The sequence below is a fragment of the Leclercia sp. UBA1284 genome (assembly GCF_002308415.1).
Classification (GTDB): Bacteria; Pseudomonadota; Gammaproteobacteria; order Enterobacterales; family Enterobacteriaceae; genus Enterobacter; species Enterobacter pneumoniae.
Genome location: NZ_DBUS01000006.1, coordinates 2,377,114 through 2,401,041 on the forward strand (window position 1 = coordinate 2,377,114; position 23,928 = coordinate 2,401,041).

Here is a 23,928-nt window from a genome sequence, read left to right on the forward strand (position 1 = left end):
CGCTTACAGTGTGCGCAAGGGGGAAAACGGGCGTCATTATAGAGAATCCTGAGCGCAGACGAAACCGTTTGCGTCGAAATAAAATCACAGCGGAAATTTAACAATAGGTGTTGCCGTTATCTGTAATAAGTTGCCAACTGGCTTAAGTTTACGCAAAATGCCGCTCAATCAATGGCAAACCGTACGTTTAACATGGCCACTGCAGACTGAGGCAAGCGCTGACGCAGAGAATTAACTAATTGAAAAAATTAAAGATTAATTATCTGCTCATCGGCATTGTTACCTTGCTGCTGGCAGCGGCCTTATGGCCTTCTATCCCCTGGTTCGGCAAAGCCGAAAACCGTATCGCCGCGATCCAGGCGCGGGGGGAGCTGCGCGTCAGTACCATTACCTCCCCGCTGACCTACAACGCCATCAACAATAAAGTGATTGGGCTGGACTACGAGCTGGCGCAACATTTTGCTGACTACCTGGGCGTAAAGCTAAAAGTAACCGTACGCCAGAACATTAGCCAGCTTTTCGACGACCTCGATAACGGCGATGCCGATCTGCTGGCCGCCGGTCTGGTTTACAACAGCGAGCGCAGCAAAAATTATCAGCCGGGCCCAACCTACTATTCCGTTTCGCAGCAGCTGGTCTACCGCGTGGGCAGCCTGCGCCCGCGTACCCTGGCAAATCTGACCGCTGAACAGCTGGTCATTGCGCCTGGCCACGTGGCAATCGAAGACTTACGCGTCCTGAAAGAGAAAAAATATCCTGACCTTAGCTGGACGGTCGATGAAAAGCTGGGCACGACGGCCCTGCTCGAACAGGTTAAAGACGGGAAGCTGCCCTATACCATCGCCGACTCGGTTGCCATCAGCCTCTTCCAGCGTGTACATCCTGAACTGGCCGTGGCGCTGGACGTGACCGACGAGCAGCCGGTGACCTGGTTCAGTAAACTTGATGACGATCAGACCCTCTCTGCCGCAATGCTCGATTTCTTCAGCGGCCTGAATGAAGATGGCACCCTGGCACGGCTGGAGGAAAAATACCTCGGTCATGGCGATGACTTTGATTATGTGGATACCCGCAGCTTCCTGCGGGCCGTCGACAACGTGTTACCGGATCTTCAGCCGCTGTTTGAGAAATACGCTCAGGAGATCGACTGGCGGTTGCTGGCCGCGATTTCATATCAGGAGTCGCACTGGGATGCGCTGGCCACCTCGCCCACCGGCGTACGTGGATTGATGATGCTGACCAAGAATACCGCCCAGAGTCTCGGCCTTACCGACAGGACGGATGCGGAGCAGAGCATCAGCGGCGGGGCGCGCTATCTGCAGGACATGATGAGCAAAGTCCCGGAGACGGTACCGGAAGAGGAGCGGATCTGGTTTGCGCTGGCGGCGTATAACATGGGCTACGCCCATATGCTCGATGCCCGCGCCCTGACGGCCAAAACCAAAGGCAACCCGGACAGCTGGTCAGACGTGAAGCAGCGCCTGCCTCTCCTGAGCCAGAAACCCTGGTACAACAAGCTCACCTACGGGTATGCGCGCGGCCATGAGGCCTACGCCTACGTCGAAAACATTCGTAAATATCAGATAAGCCTGGTGGGTTATTTGATGGAGAAAGAGAAAGAGGCGGCGCAGGCGCGCCAGATGGCGGAAAACTATCCGGTGGTCGCCCCGGACGAACTTAACCACCCGGTAACTTCGATTCTGCCTTTTGTTGCTTTTTCTGCTGGCGACGCATTCGAAAAAAGTCACTCAGCATCGCCGAACAGGCTGGTGCAAGTACCCCACCGATGACATTAACCTGATGATTCATTCCCGGGTGTCCCAGCACGTTCATAAGAGAACCTGCTGCCCCGGTTTTTTCATCCTGCGCGCCGTACACCACGGTGCCAATGCGACTGTGGACCATCGCACCTGAGCACATGACGCACGGCTCCAGGGTGACATAAAGCGTGGTCTCCAGCAGACGGTAGTTTTGCAGTACCAGCCCCCCCTGACGCAGCGCCATAATCTCTGCATGCGCGGTAGGATCGTGGCGGCCAATCGGGCGGTTCCACCCTTCGCCAATCACCTTATTGTTGTGTACCAGCACGGCACCCACGGGCACTTCGCCCTCATCCCAGGCGCGTTGAGCCAGCGAGAGCGCGTGGCGCATCCAGTATTCATGATTAGGTTCAGGGTTAGACAACGACATGCACTCCAGTCTGTAAAGCGGGCGCATTATACACACAGCTTATGTATAACACTATTCCAGCTGCTGTAGCTCGCCCTGGGGAGTGACACGCCAGCGGTGCTGGCAGAAGTAGAGCAGCGGGTTATCTTGCTTACTGTCGCTGTAACCACTGTACAGGCGCAGCGGCGTACCGATTCTTTTCTCCAGTTGCGCCACCTTTTCATGGCCAAGACAGCGCATGGTGAGCACCCAACCGCCGTAGCGTCGCCCTGTCTGGGTGGCGATAAGGTTCACTTTCGGCAACCACGGCGTATCGAAATAGACGAGCTCCACCAACGGCTGTGGAGAGCCGGTGATTAACCAAATATCGGCATCCGACGCATCAAGATAGGCGGTGAGCCTCTGCTGCACCACCGGAAAGGCGGTAACATGTTGGCGAAACCAGTCGGCAAAATCCTGACGCAGCTGTTGCAGCCGCGCCTCGCTGTGGCCAAATGTGCATCCCCACAGCAACAGACTCATGGGCCAGCGGGCTGCGCGCCCTTTTATCAGTAACGCGCAGCCGATGACCGGCAGGAGGGGCAATACGAGCAACGCATTCAGGGGTTGTCGGCGCAATAAATAACGCATAAACGTACCGAACATATCCTGTTGATGAAGCGTTCCATCCAGATCAAAAAAGACAACCCGACGCTCGTTATTAACCAAACCTCACTCCTCTGGATCGTTGAACCCTAACAGCCAGGTAAAGAGGAACCCGGCGATCACCGCTATTAAATAGCCTAACAGATAGAGCATGACTTTTCCGGTCACGATGGTTAATGCCAGCGGTAAACCGGAAATACCAAAGGTGATGACGGTCGCCACTTTCCAGAAACTGATCAGCGCCCCACCCACGGCACCGCCCAGGCAGGCACCGATAAATGGCTTACCGAGCGGCAGCGTGACGCCAAAAATGAGCGGTTCGCCGATGCCGAGTAAGCCCACCGGCAGAGCCCCTTTAATCACTTTTTTAAGGCGTGCATTGCGGGTTTTCATCAATACCGCAATCGCCGCCCCCACCTGCCCGACACCGGCCATCGACAGAATCGGCAGCAAGGCGTTAAAGCCGTGGGCCTGCACCAACTCCACGTGGATGGGCACCAGCCCCTGATGCAGGCCAGTCAACACCAGCGGCAGGAAGGTCCCGGCCAACACCGCCCCTACCAGGAATCCACCCCGGTCGATAGCCCAGGAGGCACCGTGCGCAATCGCATCGGAGATCCAGCCGCCGAGCGGTTGCAGGGCAATAATCGCAATACTGCCCGTAATGAGCGTCGTCAGCAGCGGGTTGAGGATCAGCTCCAGCGAGCCCGGCAGGGCATTGCGCAGCTTTTTCTCGACCCAACACATCAGCACGACCACCAGCAGCACGGCAATAACCCCGCCACGGCCAGGCTGGAGCGCCTCGCCAAACAGGCTTATTTGCGCCAGCTGTGGGCTGGAGAGGATCCCGGCCATAACCCCGCCCATAGCAAGCGAGCCGCCAAATACCTTGGCGGTATTGACCCCCACCAGTATGTTCATGATCGCGAAGACGGCACTGCCAAAGATGCCCAGGATCCCCAGCAGATTGGGGTACTGCGTAGCAAAATCACCGACAATATCCGGGCGCTTCAGGATATTAATGATCCCGGTGATCAGCCCGGAGGCGATAAACGCCGGAATCAGCGGAATAAAGACGTTTGCCAGCTGGCGCAGGGCATCGCTCATCGGTGCTTTATAGCGCGCCTTCACCTGAGCTTTGGTGCGCTCGGCGTCATCCACCGCTACGCCCCCCATCAACGCGCGCATGGCATCCACGACTTGCGCAGCTTTGCCCGGCCCGACAATCAACTGGTGCTGCTCGCCCTGCTTCACATAGCCGCTGACGCCCGGCAGTTTCTTCAGATGCGGAAGATCGAGCCTGGACTCGTCTACTACCTCCACCCGCACGCGCGTCATGCAGTTTTCCAGACGCAGGATGTTTTTCTCTCCGCCAATCCCCTGCAGGATACCGCTGGCGAGCGCTGCCGTTTTTTCCATATCCGCCTCTTTAGTTTTCTAACGCCGCCCGTAAAAAACCACTGTGCTGGTCGAGTCGGGCACGCGCCGTCGTCGCATCCAGCCCGCTTAATATCATCAGAATGGCAGGCTTAACGTCATAATCGGTCTGCTGGAGCACCTTTTCGGCCTCTTCACGCGTGGTGCCGGTCGCTTCCACGACCATGCGACAAGCCCTGTCGATAAGCTTCACGTTAGTGGCCTTCATATCCACCATCAGGTTCTGGTAAACCTTGCCGAACTTCACCATCGCGCCGGTAGAGATCATGTTCAGCACCATTTTCTGCGCCGTGCCGGATTTAAGTCGCGTGGAGCCGGTCAGAGCTTCAGGCCCTACCACGGGCGAAATAGCGATATCCGCCACCTGGGCGATAGGGGATCCCGGATTACAGGAGATGGCCACCGTCGTGCAGCCGGTCTGTCTGGCATATGCCAGGCCACCCAGCACGTACGGCGTGCGCCCCGATGCCGCCAGCCCGACGACCAGATCCTGCGGTGCCAGGGCAATGTCGCGTAAATCGTCTTCACCGAGCTGCGGGCTGTCCTCCGCCCCCTCGACGGCTTTTAACAATGCCCCCGGCCCACCGGCTATCAGGCCGATCACCAGGCCGTGCGGTACGCCGAACGTAGGTGGACATTCAGAAGCATCCAGCACGCCCAGGCGCCCACTGGTCCCCGCCCCCATGTAAATAATGCGGCCGCCCGATTTCAACGAAGTGGCCGCCGCATCGACCGCTTTCGCAACCTCGGGCAATGTCTCTTTCACTGCCTGCGCGACCAGCGTATCCTGTTGATTAAAACGGCTTACAAGGTCAAAAGTGGAGAGCGCATCCAGATCCATGGTTTGCGGGTTACGGGTTTCAGAAACAAGCGATCCTAGATTCATCTTTTGTGCCTCAAGAATTTTTAATTCATAATAATCGCACTATAATGGAATATAAAATTCATTCGGGCGAGCAATATTCGCAATTTGCAACAGCTATCACATTTCGCCAGGAGACCTCATGAACTGTTTAATCCGAATTCGCCAGCGATACGCGGGCTTTGCCCAGAGCGACAAAAAACTGGCGGATTTCCTGCTGTCTCAGCCCGACCATGCCCGGCATCTGAGTTCACAGCAGCTGGCCCAGGAGGCAGGCGTCAGCCAGTCGAGCGTGGTGAAATTTGCGCAGAAGATCGGCTTCAAAGGATTTCCGGCGCTCAAACTGGCCATTAGCGAAGCGCTGGCCAGCCACCCTAACCCACAGTCGATGCCGGTACATAACCACATCCGTGGCGACGATCCGATGCGGCTGGTCGGTGAAAAACTGATCAAAGAAAAAGTGGCGGCCATGCACGCCACCCTGGATGTTAATACTGAAGAGAAGTTGCTGGAGAGCGTGACGATGTTGCGCACAGCACGTCGGGTGATCCTGACGGGTATTGGCGCGTCGGGGCTGGTAGCACGCAACTTTGGCTGGAAGCTGAATAAAATTGGCCTGACCGCTATCGTCGAGCAAGATATGCATGCCCTGCTGGCCACCGTTCAGGCTATGGAGCCCAGTGACGTGCTGCTGGCCATCTCCTATTCCGGCGAGCGCCGTGAAATCAACCTGGCAGCAGACGAAGCCCTGCGGGCGGGGGGGAAGATCCTTGCGATTACCGGTTTTACCCCTAACGCCCTACAGCAACGCGCCTCTCGCTGCCTGTATACCATTGCAGAAGAGCAAGCGACCCGGAGCGCGGCCATCTCTTCCACCAGCGCACAGATGCTGCTGACGGACCTGATGTTTATGGCGCTGGTGCAGCAAGATCTCGAACATGCGCCGGATCGTATTCGCCACAGCGAAGCGTTGGTTAAAAAACTGGTTTGAGTACGTAATGAGCGTATAATGCCCGCCCTGTTTGTGATGTTTCTGAGAATTACCTGATGGCGCTGTTAATTACCAAAAAATGTATCAATTGCGATATGTGCGAACCCGAATGTCCTAACGAGGCCATTTCCATGGGCGATAGCATTTATGAGATTAACAGCGACCGTTGCACCGAGTGTGTTGGCCATTACGAGACGCCGACCTGTCAGAAAGTGTGCCCAATCCCGAATACCATTCTCAAGGATCCGGCACACACTGAATCAGAAGAGCAGCTGTGGGATAAATTTGTCCTGATGCACCACACGGATAAGATCTAACTTTCAATAATGACCGTTGCGCAGGCGTAGTGGCGCTCATCCGCCAGCGTAACGTGCATATGCGCTACCCCCAGCTTCTCAGCCAGTTTTAACGCTTCTCCCCACAGACGCAGACGCGGCTTGCCCAGCTCATCGTTAAAAACTTCGAACTGATTGAAGGCCAGCCCGTTACGGATCCCCGTGCCGAATGCTTTCGCCGCCGCCTCTTTCACCGCAAAACGTTTAGCCAGAAAACGCACCGGCTGCTGGTGCGCCTCCCAGATGGCCCACTCGTTATTGCTAAGTACGCGACGGGCAAGGCGATCGCCACTACGGGCAATCACCGCTTCAATACGCGAAATCTCAACGATGTCCGTGCCTAAGCCAAGAATGGCCATTAGCGACGGGCTTCCAGCATCAGGCGTTTCATCTCTGCCACCGCCTCTTTCAGGCCGCTCATCACCGCACGGCCAATAATGGCGTGACCAATGTTCAGCTCGTGCATCTCCGGAATGGCGGCGATGGCTTTCACGTTGTGGTAGGTAAGGCCATGACCGGCATTGACCTTCAGTCCGAGGCTTGCGGCGTAGGTAGCGGCTTTGGCGATGCGCTCAAGCTCTTTTGCCTGGGTGACTTCGTCTTTGGCATCCGCATAGCAACCGGTGTGGATTTCGATGTAGGGCGCACCCACGTCTGCTGCGGCTTTGATTTGGGCCTCATCGGCATCAATAAATAGCGAGACCAGAATACCGGCATCTGCCAGACGTGTGCAGGCATCGCGCATTTTTTCCAGCTGGCCGGCAACGTCGAGGCCGCCTTCAGTGGTCACTTCCTGACGTTTTTCTGGTACCAGGCAGCAAAAATGAGGTTGCGTCTCAACGGCGATGTTCAGCATCTCTTCGGTCACCGCCATCTCGAGGTTCATGCGGGTATCCAGCGTTTGACGCAGCACCCGTACATCGCGATCGGTGATGTGACGGCGGTCCTCACGCAGGTGAACCGTAATGCCGTCGGCCCCCGCCTGCTCAGCAATAAACGCGGCCTGTACCGGGTCCGGATAGGCCGTGCCGCGCGCGTTACGCAGGGTGGCGATATGGTCAATATTGACGCCTAACAGTAATTCAGCCATGACAATCCTCGGTTTTCTCGTTGTTCATTTACGCTTGGGCATAAACTGCCTGAATAATTCGCGGCTCTTTAAGGGCTTGCCTCCAAGATACGGCTTCAGCGCAATACGGGTAAAGCGTTTTGCCGCCCGCAGGGTCTCTGCATCCGGAAATTCCCGCTCGGCTAACGCGCGCAGGTCACGCCCGGTAAAGGTACTATTATCAATCACAATACTGGCGATAAATCCTTTCTCTTCCCGGTAGCGGTAGGTCATGGTCTCTTCCACCGGATCGCCACTGCCTGCACAGTGAAGAAAATCTACGCCGTAACCCAGATGGCCAAGCAGCGCCAGCTCAAAACGGCGCAGGACGGGTTCAGGCGAGCCAGTTACCCCCGCCAGGGCCTGGATACAGTGCAGGTAGTCGAAGAAAAGTTCAGAGAAGCGAGTCTCATGCTCAAGCACGCGTGAGATGAGTTCGTTGACGTACAGGCCGCTATAAAGGGTGATACCAGAGAGGGGAAGTGCCAGGGAGACGGCTTCGGCGCTGCGCAGGGTTTTGACCTCCCCTCGCCCACCAAAGCGGACCAGCAGCGGTGTGAAAGGCTGTAAAGTTCCTTTCAGATTAGAACGTTTGGAACGTGCGCCTTTAGCCACAAGGCGCACGCGGCCCGACTCTTCCGTGAAGACGTCCAGTATCAGGCTGGTTTCGCTCCAGGGACGACTATGGAGAACGAAGGCACGCTGCCAACCTTCCATACTGTTCGTCGTCTTGCGTTACTGATCTTCGCCGTAACCGAGGCTGCGCAGTGCACGCTCATCATCGGCCCAGCCAGATTTCACCTTCACCCACAGCTCCAGGTGAACCGGTGCTTCGAACATCTCCTGCATATCTTTACGAGCTTCAATACCGATGGTTTTGATCTTGGCACCTTTGTTGCCAATCACCATTTTCTTCTGCCCTTCACGCTCCACGAGGATCAGGCCGTTGATATCATAGCCACCACGCTCGTTCGTCTGGAAACGTTCGATCTCGACGGTGACAGAGTACGGTAACTCCGCGCCAAGGAAACGCATCAGCTTTTCACGGATGATCTCAGAGGCCATAAAGCGCTGAGAACGATCGGTGATGTACTCTTCCGGGAAGTGATGGATCGCTTCCGGCAGATGTTTACGCACGATGCCCGCGATGGTATCCACATTCAGACCGGTCTCTGCAGACAGCGGTACGATATCGAGGAAGTTCATCTGGCTGCCCAGCCACTGCAGATGCGGCAGCAGATCGGCTTTTTCTTGCACGTTGTCAACTTTGTTGACCGCCAGGATCACCGGGGTTTTCCCATCACGCAGTTTATTGAGCACCATTTCGTCGTCAGGCGTCCAGCGGGTGCCTTCCACAACAAAAATCACCAGCTCAACGTCACCGATAGAGCTGCTCGCCGCCTTGTTCATCAGACGGTTGATCGCACGCTTCTCTTCCATGTGCAGGCCTGGGGTATCGACATAAATCGCCTGATACGAGCCTTCCGTATGGATACCGACGATGCGGTGACGCGTGGTTTGCGCCTTACGAGAGGTGATAGAAATCTTCTGCCCAAGCAGATTATTCAACAGGGTGGATTTGCCAACGTTTGGACGACCAACGATGGCAATAAATCCGCAATAGGTTTTCTCTTCGCTCATTCCAGCTCCAGCATTTTCAACGCCTGTTCGGCGGCAGCCTGTTCCGCCTTACGACGGCTAGAACCTGTGCCCACCACCGGTTCACTCAGGCCACTGACCTGGCAATGGATGGTAAATTCCTGATCGTGCGCTTCGCCACGGACCTGCACCACCAGATAAGATGGCAGCGGAAGGTGACGACCCTGCAAATATTCCTGCAGACGCGTTTTCGGATCTTTTTGTTTATCGCCTGGGCTAATTTCGTCCAGACGGGTCTGATACCAGTTCAGAATCAGTTGCTCGACGGTCTGAATATTACTGTCGAGGAAAACGCCACCGATTAAGGCTTCGACCGTGTCCGCAAGAATGGACTCACGGCGGAAACCGCCACTTTTCAGTTCGCCCGGCCCCAGACGCAGGCACTCACCTAATTCGAACTCACGCGCAATTTCTGCCAGCGTGTTACCGCGAACCAGCGTTGCACGCATGCGGCTCATATCCCCTTCGTCCACGCGTGGGAAACGGTGATAAAGCGCATTGGCAATAACGTAACTTAAAATGGAATCGCCCAAAAATTCGAGACGTTCGTTGTGTTTGCTGCTGGCACTGCGATGGGTTAATGCCTGTTGCAACAACTCCTGATGCTGAAAAGTGTAGCCCAGCTTCCGTTGAAGCCGATTAATTACGATGGGGTTCATGCGATACCAATAGAATGAATGCGTCAAAAATGCAGCACACGAAACCGACCTGAGAAAGCCAACGCGGTTTCGTGTGCCGTGGCACTGATTCAGCGCCAACCTTAAACTTCGGGGGAATATTCTATACACAACGACAGGGGTTGTCGTTAGTCTGGAGAGATTTATCGCTTAAATAATTCACATCGCCCTTAAGATAAAGGGCGATGTGTTCAGATATCACGAATTAATGGATCCCGCCGATACGATTTAGACGTACCCCGGTCGGCCATTCGCCTTCCTGCTTCTCGAAGCTCATCCAGATGGCGGTCGCTTTACCGACCAGATTCGCTTCCGGCACAAAGCCCCAGTAACGGCTGTCCGCAGAATTATCGCGGTTATCACCCATCATGAAGTATTGGCCCGGCGGCACAATCCAGGAAGCCAGCTGCTGACCGGACTGATGGTAGTACATCCCCAGTTGATCCTGCGCAATAGGCACCGTCAGAATACGGTGCGTGACGTCACCCAGCGTCTCTTTACGCTCAGTCAGGCGGATACCGTTCTCTTTGGTCTCGCCTTTTGGCATCTGGAAGAAACCGCTGGTAGCTTCACCGCCGTTACGACGGGCAAAGGTCTGCACGAAGTCACTCGGCTCTACGTTGGAGTAGGTAATGGGCAGCGCGCTTTCACAGGCCGTACCAGAACTGCAGCCAGGCTGTACCGTCACTTCTTTCGCAACTGGATCGTAAGAGACTTTATCGCCTGGCAGACCCACCGCACGTTTGATGTAATCCAGACGCGGATCGTCGGGGTATTTAAAGACCACAATATCGCCACGTTTCGGATGACCTGTTTCGATCAACGTTTTCTGGTAGATAGGATCTTTAATGCCGTAGGCAAACTTCTCGACCAGGATGAAGTCACCAATCAGCAGCGTTGGCATCATCGAACCTGATGGGATCTGGAAAGGTTCATAAATAAATGAACGTACCACCAGCACAATCGCCAGCACCGGGAAGACCGAAGCCCCTGTCTCCAGCCAGCCCGGTTTCGGGCCGACTTTTTTCAGGGTCTTCGCATCAAGCCCGTCGCCAGTGGCTGCCTGCGCGGCAGCCTGACGTTCACGACGTTTCGGGGCGAAAATAAACTTATCCAGACACCACAATAGACCCGTCACCAGCGTCGCAATGACCAGGATCAGGGCAAACATGTTCGCCATGCCAACTCCTTAGGATTATTTGCCGTCTTTACCTACGTGCAGAATGGCGAGGAACGCTTCCTGCGGCAGCTCAACGTTACCAACCTGCTTCATACGTTTCTTACCGTCTTTCTGCTTCTGCAGCAGCTTTTTCTTACGGCTGACGTCACCGCCATAGCATTTTGCCAGAACGTTTTTACGCAACTGTTTCACGGTAGAACGCGCGATGATGTGGTTGCCAATGGCCGCCTGAATCGCGATATCAAATTGCTGACGCGGGATCAGCTCTTTCATCTTCTCAACCAGCTCACGCCCGCGGTATGGTGCGTTGTCGTTATGCGTGATCAGCGCCAGCGCATCGACACGCTCGCCGTTAATCAGCACATCTACACGTACCATGTTGGAAGCCTGGAAACGTTTGAAGTTGTAATCCAGTGACGCGTAGCCACGGGACGTCGACTTCAGACGGTCGAAGAAGTCGAGTACCACTTCCGCCATCGGGATTTCGTAAGTCAGCGCCACCTGGTTACCGTGGTAAACCATGTTGGTCTGTACGCCGCGCTTCTCAATACAAAGGGTGATGACGTTGCCGAGGAACTCTTGCGGCAGCAGCATGTGACACTCTGCGATAGGCTCGCGCAGCTCAGAAATGTTGTTCAGCGGCGGCAGCTTGGACGGGCTATCGACGTAGATCACCTCTTTCGAGGTGGTTTCCACTTCGTAAACTACCGTCGGCGCGGTGGTGATCAGATCCAGATCGTACTCACGCTCCAGACGTTCCTGAATGATCTCCATGTGCAGCAGGCCGAGGAAGCCGCAGCGGAAGCCGAAGCCCAGCGCCGTGGAGCTTTCTGGCTCATAGAACAGAGAAGCATCGTTCAGGCTCAGTTTGCCAAGCGCGTCACGGAAGTTTTCATAATCATCAGAGCTGACCGGGAAGAGACCTGCATATACCTGTGGCTTCACTTTTTTGAAGCCAGGCAGTGCTTTATCAGCCGGATTACGGGCACCCGTCAAGGTATCGCCAACCGGCGCACCGAGGATGTCTTTAATTGCACAGACCAGCCAGCCTACCTCGCCGCATTTCAGCTCGGTACGGTCAACCTGTTTCGGGGTGAAGATACCCAGGCGATCGGCGTTATAGACCTGGCCGGTGCTCATAACCTTGATCTTTTCGCCTTTACGCATGGTGCCGTTTTTAATACGTACCAGCGAGACAACACCCAGATAGTTATCGAACCAGGAGTCAATGATCAGTGCCTGCAGCGGTGCATCCGGGTCGCCTTCAGGAGCAGGGATATCGCGGACCAGACGTTCCAGCACATCCGGAACACCTACGCCGGTCTTCGCGGAGCAGCGCACAGCATCGGTGGCATCAATGCCCACGATATCTTCAATCTCTTCCGCCACGCGCTCAGGATCGGCGGCGGGCAGGTCGATTTTGTTCAGTACCGGCACCACTTCCAGGTCCATTTCCATCGCGGTGTAGCAGTTCGCCAGGGTCTGGGCTTCTACGCCCTGCCCGGCATCTACCACCAGCAGCGCGCCTTCACAGGCCGCCAGCGAGCGGGAAACTTCATAAGAGAAGTCAACGTGGCCTGGGGTGTCGATAAAGTTAAGTTGATAAGTTTCACCGTCAGACGCTTTATAATCGAGCGTTACGCTCTGGGCTTTAATGGTGATACCGCGTTCGCGTTCCAGGTCCATGGAGTCCAGAACCTGGGCTGCCATTTCACGATCAGACAGGCCACCGCAAATCTGGATAATACGGTCAGACAGCGTCGACTTACCGTGGTCAATGTGAGCTATGATCGAAAAGTTACGTATGTTCTTCATATAGTTAAATAATTTTGCCTTACGAATTCCTGGAGGCCGCTGTTCTTAGCCTGACGTTTTTCAGTGCGAAAACGCAGCATTCTACACTACATCTTCGTCACCAGGAAATGCTCTTGAATTCAGGTATAGCGCTAAGTTTGAGGGTTTTGGTTTATAAGAATCAAACATAGATAAAGCCCGGTGTATTTACCGGGCCTCTGAGGATAGTGTTTCAACGCGCAGTTCGTCGGGTGGTAAGCCAACGCTGAGAATGGTTGGCTGCCAGTTATCGCGCACAGCAAGCCTGGGCGAAAGCCCCCGCGCCAGTAAAAAACCGCCTACACCGCCGAGGGCTGCCCCGCACATGGCGGCAAGATCGGTGGCAAACAGGAGCTGGAAAAGACCACCCACGGCAAACAAGCCCACCAGCGGAGAGAGATAAACCAGCATTGCCGAGCCCAGCAGGCTCGCTTCGGCAATTCCCAGCTCCACTTTTTGCCCTTTCACCAGCGGTTGCTCGCTAGGAACGGAAAGCGTGTGGGTAGTTTGCGGGCCCAGTTTATTCAGCACGCGGCTGCCGCATCCTGCGCGGGAGGCGCAGCTGCTGCAGGAGGCCTTAACGTCGCAACTCACCAGCGCGACGCCATTTTGCCATGATACGACCGTAGCCCACTCTTTAATCATTGTGCTGCCCTGAATTTGATACTGTCGGCGATACGCTTTGCAGTTTGCGGCGGAAGCTCACCCACGACCGTAATTTCGGCATTATCACGCACCGTCGTGCTCACTGTGCGACGACCGGTACGCAGCATCTGGTCGGCACTGATCGCGGTGGCGCGGTTGATATTCACCGAGAAGCTGAACAGACCATCCGAGTAGAGACGCGATTCAACCGGCGTATCAATCGTAGGAAGCTGGCGTTTGCTGCTGGAGATCTCGCTGAACCCTTGCGGGATCCAGGTCGGAGCCCAGTTAAAGTTAATGGTATCCCCTACCGGTACAGAGAGCAGCGGCGGCAGACTGGCTTTAGCAAGATTCTGCATGCTATTGCCGACCTGATCATCGACGCTGAAGGAGATCACGCGGAACTGTTCCAGCGTTTCACCATCGCGATCAAGTAGATCGACCCGCATCGGAAGCTTGGTTTCGGCATCCATCCAGACGATATAGCTGTAGCGCGTCCCGTCCCGGGCCACGACCCGGATGACTTCACATAACCGGTCTGCAATGCGCGTACGGCCAACGGAAATAAAGTCGTAGTAGGGGGCAAGACGCTTAAAGTCGGTATAAACCAGCGATGGCAGCGAATCGACGATGTAGTCGCCATTAAGGGTGAAGGGCTCAAGGCCCGGCTCAAAATAGCTGATTTCATTACCACGCTGCACAACTTCACGGCGCGGGCCATCCATCTGCAAGAGCTGAGCGAGAGGCTGTTTATCAAGACGGGCGTGGCGATAGCGTAACGACTCGACGCCCTGCTTATTGATACTGATAAAAGCCAGTTCATAGTTGAGTGACTGGCTAGCGAGGTTCATCTGCTGCAACAACGCCCCGGACGATACATCAGCCGAGGCGTTGACAGAGAAGAGCAAGCTACCCGCCATCAAAGACATGGCGCACCAAAGTTGCTTCATTACTGCGATTGCGTTCCTAAAGTTTGGTTTCCGGGCACTTGCACAGCGGCTTGCTGGGTTTGTGCCTGTTCAAACTGAAGCTGCTCTGAATGCAAACGACGTTGCAATTCATAGTCCTGCAACATCGCATTAATGCGACGACGCTGCTCCTGTACCTGCTGCTGCTGGCCAGCACCCGCCGACGCGTCGGAAGGAATACCCAGGCTAACCGGGCTGGCTTTGCCCATCATCGGCAGCGTGTTAAACACTGGCGCTTCAGGTTGCTGGTTGACTTCAGATTGGCTGTTATACTGCTGGACGCCAACGATAACCGCAAGCGACACGCAAGCTGCGACACCCATCTGGGTCAGTTGACTCGCCCACGGGCGCACTTTATTCCAGAATGGCATTTTTTGCCACAGGTGTGGTGCAGGCTGGGCTTCAGGGATCAGCGGAGTGGCCTGAGTAACAGGTTCGTTCTCTATCGCCGCCATTACGCGTGATGAGATATCGAAATGGAGGAGCTCGCTGGTATCGCCGCGCATAGAATCGCGAATAAGATGATAACTCTCCCAGGCTTTTTGCATCTCAGGAGAGCGAGAGAGCTCATTAAGCAGCTCACTGTCCAGCGTTTCACCATCCATTAAAGCGGAAAGTTGTTCTTTCTGCATGCCTAATACCTTTTCCAGTATCCCGCTATCGTCAACGCCTGATAAGCGGTTGAACTTTATTATCAATAGCTTCTCGCGCACGGAAAATACGTGAACGAACCGTACCAACCGGACAATCCATGATAGCGGCTATCTCTTCATAGCTCAGGCCATCAAGCTCCCGCAACGTAATTGCCATGCGTAAATCTTCCGGAAGCGACTCGATGGTACGAAAAACTATTTGTCTCAGTTCTTCTGACAACATTAAGTTCTCAGGGTTCGAAATTTCTTTCAACGCGCCGCCGCTTTCGAAGTTTTCTGCGTCTATCGCATCAACATCACTGGAAGGCGGACGACGGCCCTGAGCGACCAGGTAATTCTTTGCCGTATTGACAGCAATTCGGTACAGCCAGGTATAAAAAGCACTATCCCCCCGGAATGATTCCAGCGCGCGATAGGCCTTAATAAAAGATTCCTGTACGACATCAGGGACATCCCCTGAAGGTACATAGCGGGAAACCAGACTCGCCACCTTATGCTGGTAGCGCACCACCAGTAGGTTAAAAGCTTTCTGATCTCCCTTCTGGACCCGTTCAACCAGAATCTGGTCCGTTAACTGCTCGCTCATCCGAGGTAATGTCTCCCCAAACCTAAAATCCACGCGTTATCGAAACGCCACTCTAAACACTGCACTGTGAGCAAGCAGTTGTGTAGAGGGCTGTTTTCTTAAAAAGTTCCGTCACGCCTTTGTTTTTGTTAATCGCGCCGCAGACTGTTCGTTTTCTATCATTATAAGTCTGTTCACGATACGCACCCAGTTTCTGATAAGAAATGGCATTTCCGCCAGCAGAGTACCGCAACGCGGGCTTTATTTCACCACATAATCTGAAGCTAACGATCTGCTTCGCAAAATATTTCTCCCATTTTTGCCCCAGAGCGGTTCCCCAGGCTTGTTTAGTCATTGCAACACTCCGTAAAAAAAACGTGCGATTTCTCGCATTCGGGTGCTATGCTGGCCAGACACTGTTTAGTAAATTAAACAAAGATCATGAACACACTTCCAGAACTCTCTTGCGACGTCCTGATCGTCGGCAGTGGTGCAGCGGGCCTCTCTCTCGCCCTGCGGCTCGCCAAACACCAAAAAGTCATTGTCCTGAGTAAAGGACCGGTAAGCGAAGGGTCAACTTTCTACGCCCAGGGCGGTATCGCAGCCGTGTTTGACGAAACAGACAGCATAGCTTCACATGTTGAAGACACCCTGATTGCCGGGGCCGGAATTGTTGATAAACACGCCGCAGAATTTGTTGCCAGTAACGCACGCCACTGCGTCCAGTGGCTGATCGATCAGGGTGTTTTGTTTGATACCCACGTGCAGCCAAACGGGGAAGAGGGTTATCACCTGACGCGTGAAGGCGGTCATAGCCATCGCCGTATTCTGCATGCTGCCGACGCCACGGGTAAAGCGGTGGAAACCACCCTGGTGAGCCAGGCGTTGAGTCACCCAAATATCCAGGTGCTGGAGCGCAGCAACGCCGTAGATTTAATTGTCTCTGACAAAATCGGCTTGCCCGGCACGCGTCGGGTTGTCGGGGCCTGGGTCTGGAACCGTAATAAAGAGACGGTTGAAACCTGTCAGGCCAAAGCCGTTGTGCTGGCCACCGGCGGTGCGTCAAAAGTGTATCAGTACACCACTAACCCGGACATCTCCTCAGGAGATGGTATCGCCATGGCGTGGCGTGCAGGCTGCCGCGTGGCGAATCTGGAATTTAATCAGTTCCACCCGACAGCCCTCCTCCATCCGCAAGCTCGCAATTTTCTGCTAACAGAAGCCTTGCGCGGTGAAGGCGCACACCTGAAGCGGCCCGATGGCACACGCTTTATGCCCGACTTTGATCCGCGAGGCGAACTTGCCCCACGTGACATTGTTGCCCGCGCTATCGACCATGAGATGAAACGCCTGGGGGTGGACTGTATGTATCTGGACATCAGCCATAAGCCCGCCGAGTTTGTCCGTCAGCATTTCCCGACAATCTACGAAAAGCTGCTCGGCTTAGGCATTGATCTCACCCGGGATCCGGTACCCGTAGTACCTGCTGCGCACTACACGTGCGGCGGCGTGATGGTGGACGATCATGGTCGTACCGATGTGGATGGGTTGTATGCGATTGGCGAAGTGAGTTATACCGGCCTGCACGGCGCAAACCGCATGGCCTCTAACTCTCTGCTGGAGTGTCTGGTGTACGGTTGGTCGGCGGCGGAAGATATCGTTAAGCGCATGCCCTATGCGCGCCATGCCCATACCCTGCCCGCCTGGGATGAGAGCCGGGTCGAAAATCCGGATGAACTGGTCGTGATCCAGCACAACTGGCATGAGTTGCGCCTGTTTATGTGGGATTACGTCGGTATCGTACGCACCAGCAAACGTCTGGAGCGCGCCCTGCGTCGTATTACCATGTTGCAGCAAGAAATTGATGAGTACTATGCCCACTTCCGCGTCTCTAACAATTTGCTGGAGCTACGTAACCTGGTGCAGGTGGCAGAGTTGATTGTTCGCTGTGCGATGATGCGTAAAGAGAGCCGCGGATTGCACTATACGCTGGATTATCCGGAGCAACTGGAACACTCCGGGCCGTCCGTGCTCTCGCCGCTGGCTCACATAAAGAGATAGAAAGGGTGGGTCAGCGCGGTGTAATCCTCGGAATAGCGCTGGTCTGATCCACGGATAACCATTCTGTCGCTGAAGCACTCTCCCTCTTTCGGCGACAAGGCCAGCAGCACCCGGTGGGGCAACCTGCCTTCGGTATCGGCAATATCGGTGCGCAGGCGCAGATGCCAGCCCATCTCTGTCGCCATATTTATGAAATGGCTACCCGTGCTTTCCGGCAGCACGACGCAGAAAAATCCCTCTTCCGAAATAAGCGCCGCGGCACAGGCAAGCAAGGCACTGTGGCTGAGTGAACCGGTATATCGCGCTTGTTCACGCTGCGGCGTCGCACACTCGACGCCGGGTTCATAATAAGGTGGATTACTCACGATAAGATCATAACGTGCGGTTTGTTCTGGCGCCCAGCTAAGGACATCCGCACAATGAATAGTGATGCGCGAGGCCCAGGGCGATTCGGCCTGGTTTTCGCTCGCCTGCTCTGCTGCCTCGGGATCCAGCTCGACGGCATCGACGGTCGTCGACTGCTCCGTTCGCTGCGCCAGCATAAGCGCCAGCAGGCCGCTCCCGGTGCCAATATCCAGAATACGTTTAGCGCCGGCTACCGGCGCCCAGGCGCCAAGCAGGATGCCATCGGTACCCACTTTCATTGCACAGCGATCGTGTGCAACGAAAAATTGTTTAAACGTAAATCCATCGCGGCGCAATTGCGCTTTGAGTTGAGACATGTCAGAGCAACCTTCTAAACGAAACTGAAGTAGCATAGGGGAAAGCGTAACGGTGGAAAAGGGATATCCACACAAACAGATGAAGATTGCAGCGGTAACGTCTATAATCAGCGCCCCACACAGAGGTAGAACATGACTGTAACGACTTTTTCCGAACTTGAACTCGATGAAAGCCTGCTCAATGCGCTTGAGAGCAAAGGCTTCACACGCCCGACCGCCATTCAGGCTGCGGCCATTCCGCCTGCACTGGAGGGCCGTGATGTGCTCGGTTCTGCGCCAACCGGCACGGGGAAAACAGCAGCATACTTGCTGCCGGTGTTGCAGCATCTGCTCGATTTCCCCCGTAAAAAATCAGGCCCACCGCGCATTTTAATCCTGACGCCGACCCGCGAACTGGCGACACAGGTTGCCGAACATGCGCGTGAACTGGCGGCGAATACCCATCTGGACATCGCCACTATCACCGGCGGCGTAGCCTATATGAACCACGCCGAAGTATTCAGCGAAAACCAGGATATTGTGGTTGCCACAACGGGCCGTCTGCTGCAGTACATCAAAGAAGAGAACTTCGACTGCCGCGCCGTTGAGACACTCATTCTGGACGAAGCTGACCGCATGCTGGACATGGGCTTCGCGCAAGATATCGAACATATCGCCGGTGAAACTCGCTGGCGTAAACAGACCCTGCTGTTCTCCGCAACGCTGGAAGGCGATGCCATCAAAGACTTTGCAGAGCGTCTGCTGGAAGATCCCGTAGAAGTGTCAGCCACGCCATCCACCCGTGAGCGCAAGAAAATTCATCAGTGGTATTACCGCGCCGATAACCTCGAGCACAAAGTGGAGTTGCTGAAGCACCTGCTCAAACAGGACGATGCGACCCGTACCATTGTGTTTGTACGCAAGCGTGAGCGTGTGCATGAGTTAGCAGAAATGCTGCGTAACGCCGGGATTAATAACTGTTATCTCGAAGGTGAGATGGCGCAGGTCAAGCGTACTGAAGGGATTAAGCGTTTGACCGATGGCCGCGTGAATGTCCTGGTCGCCACCGACGTTGCGGCGCGTGGTATCGATATCCCTGACGTGAGCCATGTCATCAACTTCGATATGCCACGTAGCGGCGATACCTACCTGCACCGCATTGGCCGTACGGGTCGTGCTGGCCGTAAAGGTATTGCGATTTCGTTGGTCGAGGCGCATGACTACCTGCTGCTGCAGAAAATCGGCCGCTACGTCGAGGAGCCGCTGAAAGCGCGCGTTATCGATGAGCTTCGTCCGACCACGCGTGCACCGAGTGAGAAAATGACGGGTAAACCGTCCAAAAAAGCACTCGCGAAACGTGCAGAGAGAAAAGAGAAAGAAAAAGAGAAGCCGCGCGTCAAGCAGCGCCACCGCGACACCAAAAACATTGGTAAGCGTCGTAAGCCAAGCAGTTCGGCGGCCGAATCCAAAACTGAAGAGTAAAAAAAAGCCGGGTGATAACCCGGCTTTTTTTTGCCCAATAACTGAACCTTAGAGGCTTTCAGTAAAGGTACGCGCGATAACGTCGCGTTGCTGCTCTGGCGTCAGCGAGTTGAAACGCACTGCATAACCGGACACGCGAATGGTCAGTTGTGGATATTTTTCCGGATGCTTAACGGCATCTTCCAGCGTTTCACGACGCAGCACGTTCACGTTCAGGTGCTGACCGCCTTCTACGCGCACTTCTGGTTTCACTTCCATTGGAATTTCGCGATATTCGATCTCGCCCAGTTTGCAAACCGGTACGATTTCGTCTTCAGCAAAACCCGCTTTTGCTGCAACACAGCGCGCTTCGCCTTTTTCGCTGTCCAGCAGCCAGAATGAGTTCAACAGGTCATCGTTTGCTGCTTTAGTAATCTGAATACCCGTAATCATGTGGTGTCTCCCTTAGACTACATTAATATGGTGTCTGCCCGGCTTCGGGCAATTGGTAAAACCATTGTTGCTTGTGTGTATATATATCACTCACCCCCCCACCATTTATTGATGTAAATCAATAGAAACGCCAACCACACAAACTGTGTGGTCTGATTTTGTTGCTTTAGATCAATTTAACGCCTTCACCGAATCAATTTATCGCGCAGATATTCAATACAAATTGAATGACTTAACGGCATTTCAGCGTGGAATTTTGCTACTCAGGATTTAACAGGTAAGCTTAGGCGATTGAGATTTGCAGGAGAGCGAAATGACGACATCCTTAACATGGCACGACGTACTGGCAGAAGAGAAACAACAACCCTATTTTGTTAATACCCTCAGTACTGTTGCCGCTGAACGGCAGGCTGGCCAGACGATTTATCCGCCACAGAAAGATGTTTTCAACGCTTTTCGCTATACCGAACTGAGCGATGTTAAGGTGGTTATCCTTGGGCAGGATCCCTATCACGGGCCCGGACAAGCACACGGACTGGCCTTTTCCGTACGCCCTGGTATTGCGATCCCCCCTTCACTACTGAACATGTATAAAGAGCTTGAAGGGTCGAATCCCGGTTTTACCCGACCAAAACACGGTTATCTTGAAAGCTGGGCCCGCCAGGGCGTGTTGTTATTAAACACCGTGCTGACGGTACGTGCAGGCCAGGCGCATTCCCATGCCAGCCTCGGCTGGGAGACATTTACGGACAAAGTGATCGGCCTGATTAACACGCATTGCGAAGGGGTGGTGTTTTTACTCTGGGGATCGCATGCGCAGAAGAAAGGGGCGATTATCGACCCGAAGCGTCATCATGTTCTTAAAGCGCCGCACCCTTCACCGCTATCAGCACATCGCGGTTTCTTTGGCTGTAATCACTTTGTACTGGCGAATGAGTGGCTGGAAAAACGCGGCGAGAAGCCTGTTGACTGGATGCCAGTGTTACCGGCTGAAGGGGAGTAGTCTTGATTGTATGCCCGGTTAACCGGGCATACAGGTAACATCAATGCTTAGGCTTTATTCTGACGCCACCACTCTGCCAGCAGTACGCCGGTAGCCACGGAAACGTTCAGACTTTCAACATTGCCTGTTCCGTCGATAGAGACGCTCAGATCCGCACTGGACAGCGCAGCATCAGACAGACCATCTCGCTCCTGGCCTAATACCAGTACCATTTTACGTGGCAGCGTCGCTTTGAACAGCGGCGTACCAGCGTGGCTGGAGGTGGTTACGATAGCGTAACCCGCTTTGCGGAACTGCTCGAGGGCATCCAGAACGCTGTCACCCGTGATAGGCTGCACATGTTCCGCGCCGCCTTCCGCCGTGCGGATAGCCGCGCCAGATTCCAGCAGTGCGGCATCCTGCAGTAAAACACCTTTTACGCCAAAGTGAGCACAGCTGCGCATCATCGCACCGAGGTTATGCGGGTTACCCACATCCTCCAGCGCTAACACACAGTCATCGGCTTCCGCCTCGCTTACCCACTGCTGCACGGTGGTACCGTTACGTTTTTTAATCAGGAAGCAAACGCCACCGTGGTGCTCAGTACCCGATGCTTTTGTCAGCTCGGCATCATCGACCACATGGTACGCCTTGCGATTGGCCGCCATCCAGCGCAGTGCTTCTTTGAAGCGCGGCGTTACGCTCTGAATAAACCAGGCGCGAACAATACAGTCCGGACGGCTCTGGAACAGAGCCTGACATGCGTTTTCACCGTAGACGCGGGTCTCTTCAGCACGCTGACGGCGCAACACTTCCGGATCGATAAAGCTTTTTCCGCTAATACCGCCGTGATCGGTTTTTGCCGAGGTCTCTTCGCCCGGTGCACGGGATACGGTACGCCATGGCGATCCCCCGTCACGACCGGCATCGTCACGTTTACGGTCATCGCGTTTGCGGTCTTCACCGCGGTTGTTTCTTTCATCGCGGGCGGGGCGACGGCCACCGTCTGCACGAGATGGACCCGGACGTCCGCCGCCTTTTCCGGTACGCGGATTTGCGGTGCGTTTATCAGAGTCATCATCACTGCGGACATACATCACTTTGACCTTGCCGCTTTTGTTTTTCAGTTCGTCGTTCATGCTTTTCTCCACCAGCGCTGCGCGAAGCGCGCAGATTACCCGATGTATCCACTCATAGCCATTATTTCGTATCAAAGCTTATGACTATTGTTCTTATTGAATAAAACGCATTGTCGTTTCAAACAGGGTCACTGATAATATGTAACATATTAGAAACACACCGGCCCTGGGCCGTTATGTTCCACTGCTATTCCTGAGGTTAGTTATGAATACCGTATGTGCCAACTGCCAGGCCCTTAATCGCATTCCGGAAGACCGAATTGATGATGTGGCTAAATGCGGACGTTGCGGTCATGAATTGTTCGATGGTGATGTCATCAACGCTACCGGTGCAACTCTGGATAAACTGCTGAAGGACGATCTGCCGGTGGTCGTGGATTTCTGGGCGCCATGGTGCGGTCCTTGCCGTAACTTTGCCCCTATCTTTGAAGATGTGGCTGAAGAGCGTAGCGGGAAGATGCGCTTTGTGAAAGTGAACACCGAAGCGGAGCGTGAACTGAGTGCTCGATTCCGCATTCGCAGTATTCCCACCATTATGATTTTCAAGAATGGTGAAGTCATCGATATGCTGAACGGCGCGGTACCCAAAGCCCCCTTCGATAGCTGGCTGAACGAATCCCTCTGACATACCCGGGGCACACCGCTTGTGCCCCGCCCACTCCTCTGCGAAAATGGCGTTTTTTCTGCGCATCTCTCATGACTGATAACGCCGTATTGCAACTGCGTGCTGAACGCCTTGCCCGCGCAACGCGCCCTTTTCTCGCCCGTGGTAACCGCATCCGACGCTGCCAACGCTGTTTGTTACCGCTGAAACAGTGTCTGTGCGCTACCCTGACGCCAAGCCATGCTACCAGCCGCTTTTGCCTGGTGATGTTCGATACAGAACCCATGAAACCCAGCAATACCGGGCGATTGATTGCCGATATCCTGCCAGATACCGTCGCGTTTCAATGGTCGCGCACCGAGCCGCCAGAGGCACTACTTGAGCTGGTAGCCAGTGACGCTTATCAGCCGATGGTGGTGTTCCCCGCCTCTTATGCCGGCCCGGATCGCCAGGTGTTGACGACGCCGGCGTCGGGAAAACCGCCGCTGTTCATCATGCTGGACGGTACCTGGACAGAAGCGCGCAAAATGTTTCGTAAAAGCCCTTATCTTGATGCGCTGCCGGTGATCTCTGTCGATCTCTCTCGCGTCTCAGCCTACCGGCTGCGCGAAGCGCATGCGGACGGCCAGTATTGTACCGCCGAGGTTGCCATTGCCTTGCTGGATCTGGCAGGCGATCGCCAGGCGGCTGGCGCATTGGGTCAGCATTTTTCCTGTTTTCGCGAACGTTATCTGGCCGGAAAAACCGTACATAAGGGAAGCGTCACAGCAGCCGAGTCCGAAAGCGTTTAAAATCATCAG

At 54.7% G+C, this 23,928-nt stretch carries 28 protein-coding genes and 1 pseudogene; 9 read left to right on the plus strand and 20 right to left on the minus strand.

Annotated features, from left to right (window positions below; all coding sequences use genetic code 11):
- Positions 1-8 precede the first annotated feature (8 nt).
- A pseudogene (locus tag B3511_RS20675) lies at positions 9-92 on the plus strand (hypothetical protein); the annotation flags it as partial.
- Positions 93-239: 147 nt separating this feature from the next.
- Positions 240-1,790: a membrane-bound lytic murein transglycosylase MltF gene (gene mltF / locus B3511_RS14595; protein ID WP_233801473.1), complete on the plus strand. Its 1,551-nt coding sequence runs from the start codon at positions 240-242 to the stop codon at positions 1,788-1,790.
- Here the strand turns inward: mltF and tadA are convergent.
- Genes tadA through murQ form a run of 4 tightly spaced genes read right to left on the minus strand, consistent with a single transcriptional unit; the run spans position 1,678 to position 5,137 of the window.
- The gene (gene tadA, locus B3511_RS14600) at positions 1,678-2,217 is read right to left on the minus strand and encodes a tRNA adenosine(34) deaminase TadA (protein ID WP_046884539.1); all 540 of its coding nucleotides are present in this window, start codon (positions 2,215-2,217) and stop codon (positions 1,678-1,680) included. The genes mltF and tadA overlap by 113 nt on opposite strands.
- A gap of 24 nt (positions 2,218-2,241) precedes the next feature.
- Positions 2,242-2,877 carry a phosphatidylglycerophosphatase C gene (gene yfhb / locus B3511_RS14605; RefSeq protein ID WP_207292223.1) on the minus strand — a complete coding sequence of 212 codons (636 nt, stop codon included), beginning with the start codon at positions 2,875-2,877 and terminating at the stop codon, positions 2,242-2,244.
- A gap of 3 nt (positions 2,878-2,880) precedes the next feature.
- Entirely contained in the window at positions 2,881-4,233 is a 1,353-nt protein-coding gene (locus B3511_RS14610; RefSeq protein WP_286783313.1) for a PTS transporter subunit EIIC, read from the minus strand.
- A gap of 10 nt (positions 4,234-4,243) precedes the next feature.
- Positions 4,244-5,137 carry an N-acetylmuramic acid 6-phosphate etherase gene (murQ, locus tag B3511_RS14615; protein WP_286783314.1) on the minus strand — a complete coding sequence of 298 codons (894 nt, stop codon included), beginning with the start codon at positions 5,135-5,137 and terminating at the stop codon, positions 4,244-4,246.
- A 118-nt stretch (positions 5,138-5,255) separates the two neighbouring features.
- On the opposite strand from murQ, the gene B3511_RS14620 reads away from it, so the two are divergent.
- Positions 5,256-6,104, plus strand: coding sequence for a MurR/RpiR family transcriptional regulator (locus tag B3511_RS14620; RefSeq protein ID WP_046884535.1), 849 nt, complete (start codon positions 5,256-5,258; stop codon positions 6,102-6,104).
- 56 nt (positions 6,105-6,160) lie between these two features.
- A complete protein-coding gene (locus B3511_RS14625; protein ID WP_286783315.1) occupies positions 6,161-6,421 on the plus strand; it encodes a YfhL family 4Fe-4S dicluster ferredoxin in 261 nt (86 codons plus the stop codon).
- On the opposite strand, the gene acpS is transcribed toward B3511_RS14625, so the two are convergent.
- From acpS to B3511_RS14685, 13 genes are all read right to left on the minus strand, one after another.
- The gene (gene acpS, locus B3511_RS14630; RefSeq protein WP_286783316.1) at positions 6,418-6,798 is read right to left on the minus strand and encodes a holo-ACP synthase; all 381 of its coding nucleotides are present in this window, start codon (positions 6,796-6,798) and stop codon (positions 6,418-6,420) included. The two genes, B3511_RS14625 and acpS, sit on opposite strands and share 4 nt — an antisense overlap.
- Positions 6,798-7,529 carry a pyridoxine 5'-phosphate synthase gene (gene pdxJ / locus B3511_RS14635; protein WP_286783317.1) on the minus strand — a complete coding sequence of 244 codons (732 nt, stop codon included), beginning with the start codon at positions 7,527-7,529 and terminating at the stop codon, positions 6,798-6,800. Before pdxJ ends, acpS begins: the two co-directional genes overlap by 1 nt.
- A gap of 24 nt (positions 7,530-7,553) precedes the next feature.
- Positions 7,554-8,264: a DNA repair protein RecO gene (gene recO, locus B3511_RS14640; RefSeq protein ID WP_046884533.1), complete on the minus strand. Its 711-nt coding sequence runs from the start codon at positions 8,262-8,264 to the stop codon at positions 7,554-7,556.
- Positions 8,265-8,282: 18 nt separating this feature from the next.
- Positions 8,283-9,188: a GTPase Era gene (gene era, locus B3511_RS14645; RefSeq protein ID WP_286783318.1), complete on the minus strand. Its 906-nt coding sequence runs from the start codon at positions 9,186-9,188 to the stop codon at positions 8,283-8,285.
- The gene (gene rnc, locus B3511_RS14650; protein ID WP_040074467.1) at positions 9,185-9,865 is read right to left on the minus strand and encodes a ribonuclease III; all 681 of its coding nucleotides are present in this window, start codon (positions 9,863-9,865) and stop codon (positions 9,185-9,187) included. Before rnc ends, era begins: the two co-directional genes overlap by 4 nt.
- Before the next feature lie 223 nt (positions 9,866-10,088).
- Positions 10,089-11,063, minus strand: coding sequence for a signal peptidase I (lepB, locus tag B3511_RS14655; RefSeq protein ID WP_040074466.1), 975 nt, complete (start codon positions 11,061-11,063; stop codon positions 10,089-10,091).
- Positions 11,064-11,078: 15 nt separating this feature from the next.
- Positions 11,079-12,878, minus strand: coding sequence for a translation elongation factor 4 (lepA, locus tag B3511_RS14660; protein WP_046884532.1), 1,800 nt, complete (start codon positions 12,876-12,878; stop codon positions 11,079-11,081).
- A gap of 186 nt (positions 12,879-13,064) precedes the next feature.
- On the minus strand, positions 13,065-13,541 hold the full coding sequence (gene rseC, locus B3511_RS14665; RefSeq protein WP_046884531.1) for a SoxR-reducing system protein RseC: 477 nt from the start codon (positions 13,539-13,541) through the stop codon (positions 13,065-13,067).
- On the minus strand, positions 13,538-14,491 hold the full coding sequence (gene rseB / locus B3511_RS14670) for a sigma-E factor regulatory protein RseB (RefSeq protein WP_040074462.1): 954 nt from the start codon (positions 14,489-14,491) through the stop codon (positions 13,538-13,540). The genes rseC and rseB overlap by 4 nt, the downstream gene beginning before the upstream one ends.
- Positions 14,491-15,141 (minus strand): anti-sigma-E factor RseA, encoded by a 651-nt coding sequence (gene rseA / locus B3511_RS14675; RefSeq protein ID WP_207292227.1) that lies wholly within the window; start codon positions 15,139-15,141, stop codon positions 14,491-14,493. Before rseA ends, rseB begins: the two co-directional genes overlap by 1 nt.
- Before the next feature lie 31 nt (positions 15,142-15,172).
- Positions 15,173-15,748, minus strand: a complete 576-nt coding sequence (gene rpoE / locus B3511_RS14680) for an RNA polymerase sigma factor RpoE (RefSeq protein WP_032613187.1) — start codon at positions 15,746-15,748, stop codon at positions 15,173-15,175.
- Positions 15,745-15,813 (minus strand): rpoE leader peptide RseD, encoded by a 69-nt coding sequence (gene rseD, locus B3511_RS20625; protein ID WP_231313890.1) that lies wholly within the window; start codon positions 15,811-15,813, stop codon positions 15,745-15,747. The genes rpoE and rseD overlap by 4 nt, the downstream gene beginning before the upstream one ends.
- Entirely contained in the window at positions 15,801-16,082 is a 282-nt protein-coding gene (locus B3511_RS14685) for a hypothetical protein (RefSeq protein ID WP_233801463.1), read from the minus strand. Before B3511_RS14685 ends, rseD begins: the two co-directional genes overlap by 13 nt.
- A gap of 86 nt (positions 16,083-16,168) precedes the next feature.
- Between B3511_RS14685 and nadB the strand changes: the two genes are divergently transcribed.
- Positions 16,169-17,788: an L-aspartate oxidase gene (nadB, locus tag B3511_RS14690; protein WP_286783319.1), complete on the plus strand. Its 1,620-nt coding sequence runs from the start codon at positions 16,169-16,171 to the stop codon at positions 17,786-17,788.
- On the opposite strand, the gene trmN is transcribed toward nadB, so the two are convergent.
- Entirely contained in the window at positions 17,773-18,510 is a 738-nt protein-coding gene (gene trmN / locus B3511_RS14695; protein ID WP_263616566.1) for a tRNA(1)(Val) (adenine(37)-N(6))-methyltransferase TrmN, read from the minus strand. The two genes, nadB and trmN, sit on opposite strands and share 16 nt — an antisense overlap.
- 132 nt (positions 18,511-18,642) lie before the next feature.
- Here trmN and srmB point away from each other — a divergent pair, with 132 nt between their 5' ends.
- A complete protein-coding gene (gene srmB, locus B3511_RS14700; RefSeq protein ID WP_046884527.1) occupies positions 18,643-19,971 on the plus strand; it encodes an ATP-dependent RNA helicase SrmB in 1,329 nt (442 codons plus the stop codon).
- A gap of 48 nt (positions 19,972-20,019) precedes the next feature.
- On the opposite strand, the gene grcA is transcribed toward srmB, so the two are convergent.
- Positions 20,020-20,403, minus strand: coding sequence for an autonomous glycyl radical cofactor GrcA (grcA, locus tag B3511_RS14705; RefSeq protein WP_286783322.1), 384 nt, complete (start codon positions 20,401-20,403; stop codon positions 20,020-20,022).
- A 313-nt stretch (positions 20,404-20,716) separates the two neighbouring features.
- Here grcA and ung point away from each other — a divergent pair, with 313 nt between their 5' ends.
- Positions 20,717-21,406 (plus strand): uracil-DNA glycosylase, encoded by a 690-nt coding sequence (gene ung / locus B3511_RS14710; RefSeq protein WP_286783324.1) that lies wholly within the window; start codon positions 20,717-20,719, stop codon positions 21,404-21,406.
- Between the two features lie 47 nt (positions 21,407-21,453).
- Here the strand turns inward: ung and B3511_RS14715 are convergent, their stop codons facing one another.
- Positions 21,454-22,524 (minus strand): tRNA/rRNA methyltransferase, encoded by a 1,071-nt coding sequence (locus tag B3511_RS14715; RefSeq protein ID WP_040074454.1) that lies wholly within the window; start codon positions 22,522-22,524, stop codon positions 21,454-21,456.
- A gap of 205 nt (positions 22,525-22,729) precedes the next feature.
- Here B3511_RS14715 and trxC point away from each other — a divergent pair, with 205 nt between their 5' ends.
- Together trxC and B3511_RS14725 are read left to right on the plus strand one after the other, a co-directional pair.
- Complete coding sequence (gene trxC, locus B3511_RS14720) at positions 22,730-23,149, plus strand: thioredoxin TrxC (RefSeq protein WP_040074452.1); 420 nt, start codon at positions 22,730-22,732, stop codon at positions 23,147-23,149.
- A 71-nt stretch (positions 23,150-23,220) separates the two neighbouring features.
- Positions 23,221-23,919, plus strand: coding sequence for a tRNA-uridine aminocarboxypropyltransferase (locus B3511_RS14725; protein WP_286783326.1), 699 nt, complete (start codon positions 23,221-23,223; stop codon positions 23,917-23,919).
- Positions 23,920-23,928 lie beyond the last annotated feature (9 nt).

Excerpts from the sequence above, each read along its gene's own strand:
- tadA (WP_046884539.1), bottom strand. The coding sequence starts at position 2,217 with ATGCGCCCGCTTTACAGACTGGAGTGCATGTCGTTGTCTAACCCTGAA.
- B3511_RS14610 (WP_286783313.1), bottom strand. The coding sequence starts at position 4,233 with ATGGAAAAAACGGCAGCGCTCGCCAGCGGTATCCTGCAGGGGATTGGC.
- murQ (WP_286783314.1), bottom strand. The coding sequence starts at position 5,137 with ATGAATCTAGGATCGCTTGTTTCTGAAACCCGTAACCCGCAAACCATG.
- B3511_RS14620 (WP_046884535.1), top strand. The coding sequence starts at position 5,256 with ATGAACTGTTTAATCCGAATTCGCCAGCGATACGCGGGCTTTGCCCAG.
- B3511_RS14625 (WP_286783315.1), top strand. The coding sequence starts at position 6,161 with ATGGCGCTGTTAATTACCAAAAAATGTATCAATTGCGATATGTGCGAA.
- acpS (WP_286783316.1), bottom strand. The coding sequence starts at position 6,798 with ATGGCCATTCTTGGCTTAGGCACGGACATCGTTGAGATTTCGCGTATT.
- pdxJ (WP_286783317.1), bottom strand. The coding sequence starts at position 7,529 with ATGGCTGAATTACTGTTAGGCGTCAATATTGACCATATCGCCACCCTG.
- recO (WP_046884533.1), bottom strand. The coding sequence starts at position 8,264 with ATGGAAGGTTGGCAGCGTGCCTTCGTTCTCCATAGTCGTCCCTGGAGC.
- era (WP_286783318.1), bottom strand. The coding sequence starts at position 9,188 with ATGAGCGAAGAGAAAACCTATTGCGGATTTATTGCCATCGTTGGTCGT.
- rnc (WP_040074467.1), bottom strand. The coding sequence starts at position 9,865 with ATGAACCCCATCGTAATTAATCGGCTTCAACGGAAGCTGGGCTACACT.
- lepB (WP_040074466.1), bottom strand. The coding sequence starts at position 11,063 with ATGGCGAACATGTTTGCCCTGATCCTGGTCATTGCGACGCTGGTGACG.
- lepA (WP_046884532.1), bottom strand. The coding sequence starts at position 12,878 with ATGAAGAACATACGTAACTTTTCGATCATAGCTCACATTGACCACGGT.
- rseC (WP_046884531.1), bottom strand. The coding sequence starts at position 13,541 with ATGATTAAAGAGTGGGCTACGGTCGTATCATGGCAAAATGGCGTCGCG.
- rseB (WP_040074462.1), bottom strand. The coding sequence starts at position 14,491 with ATGAAGCAACTTTGGTGCGCCATGTCTTTGATGGCGGGTAGCTTGCTC.
- rseA (WP_207292227.1), bottom strand. The coding sequence starts at position 15,141 with ATGCAGAAAGAACAACTTTCCGCTTTAATGGATGGTGAAACGCTGGAC.
- rpoE (WP_032613187.1), bottom strand. The coding sequence starts at position 15,748 with ATGAGCGAGCAGTTAACGGACCAGATTCTGGTTGAACGGGTCCAGAAG.
- B3511_RS14685 (WP_233801463.1), bottom strand. The coding sequence starts at position 16,082 with ATGACTAAACAAGCCTGGGGAACCGCTCTGGGGCAAAAATGGGAGAAA.
- nadB (WP_286783319.1), top strand. The coding sequence starts at position 16,169 with ATGAACACACTTCCAGAACTCTCTTGCGACGTCCTGATCGTCGGCAGT.
- trmN (WP_263616566.1), bottom strand. The coding sequence starts at position 18,510 with ATGTCTCAACTCAAAGCGCAATTGCGCCGCGATGGATTTACGTTTAAA.
- srmB (WP_046884527.1), top strand. The coding sequence starts at position 18,643 with ATGACTGTAACGACTTTTTCCGAACTTGAACTCGATGAAAGCCTGCTC.
- grcA (WP_286783322.1), bottom strand. The coding sequence starts at position 20,403 with ATGATTACGGGTATTCAGATTACTAAAGCAGCAAACGATGACCTGTTG.
- ung (WP_286783324.1), top strand. The coding sequence starts at position 20,717 with ATGACGACATCCTTAACATGGCACGACGTACTGGCAGAAGAGAAACAA.
- B3511_RS14715 (WP_040074454.1), bottom strand. The coding sequence starts at position 22,524 with ATGAACGACGAACTGAAAAACAAAAGCGGCAAGGTCAAAGTGATGTAT.
- trxC (WP_040074452.1), top strand. The coding sequence starts at position 22,730 with ATGAATACCGTATGTGCCAACTGCCAGGCCCTTAATCGCATTCCGGAA.
- B3511_RS14725 (WP_286783326.1), top strand. The coding sequence starts at position 23,221 with ATGACTGATAACGCCGTATTGCAACTGCGTGCTGAACGCCTTGCCCGC.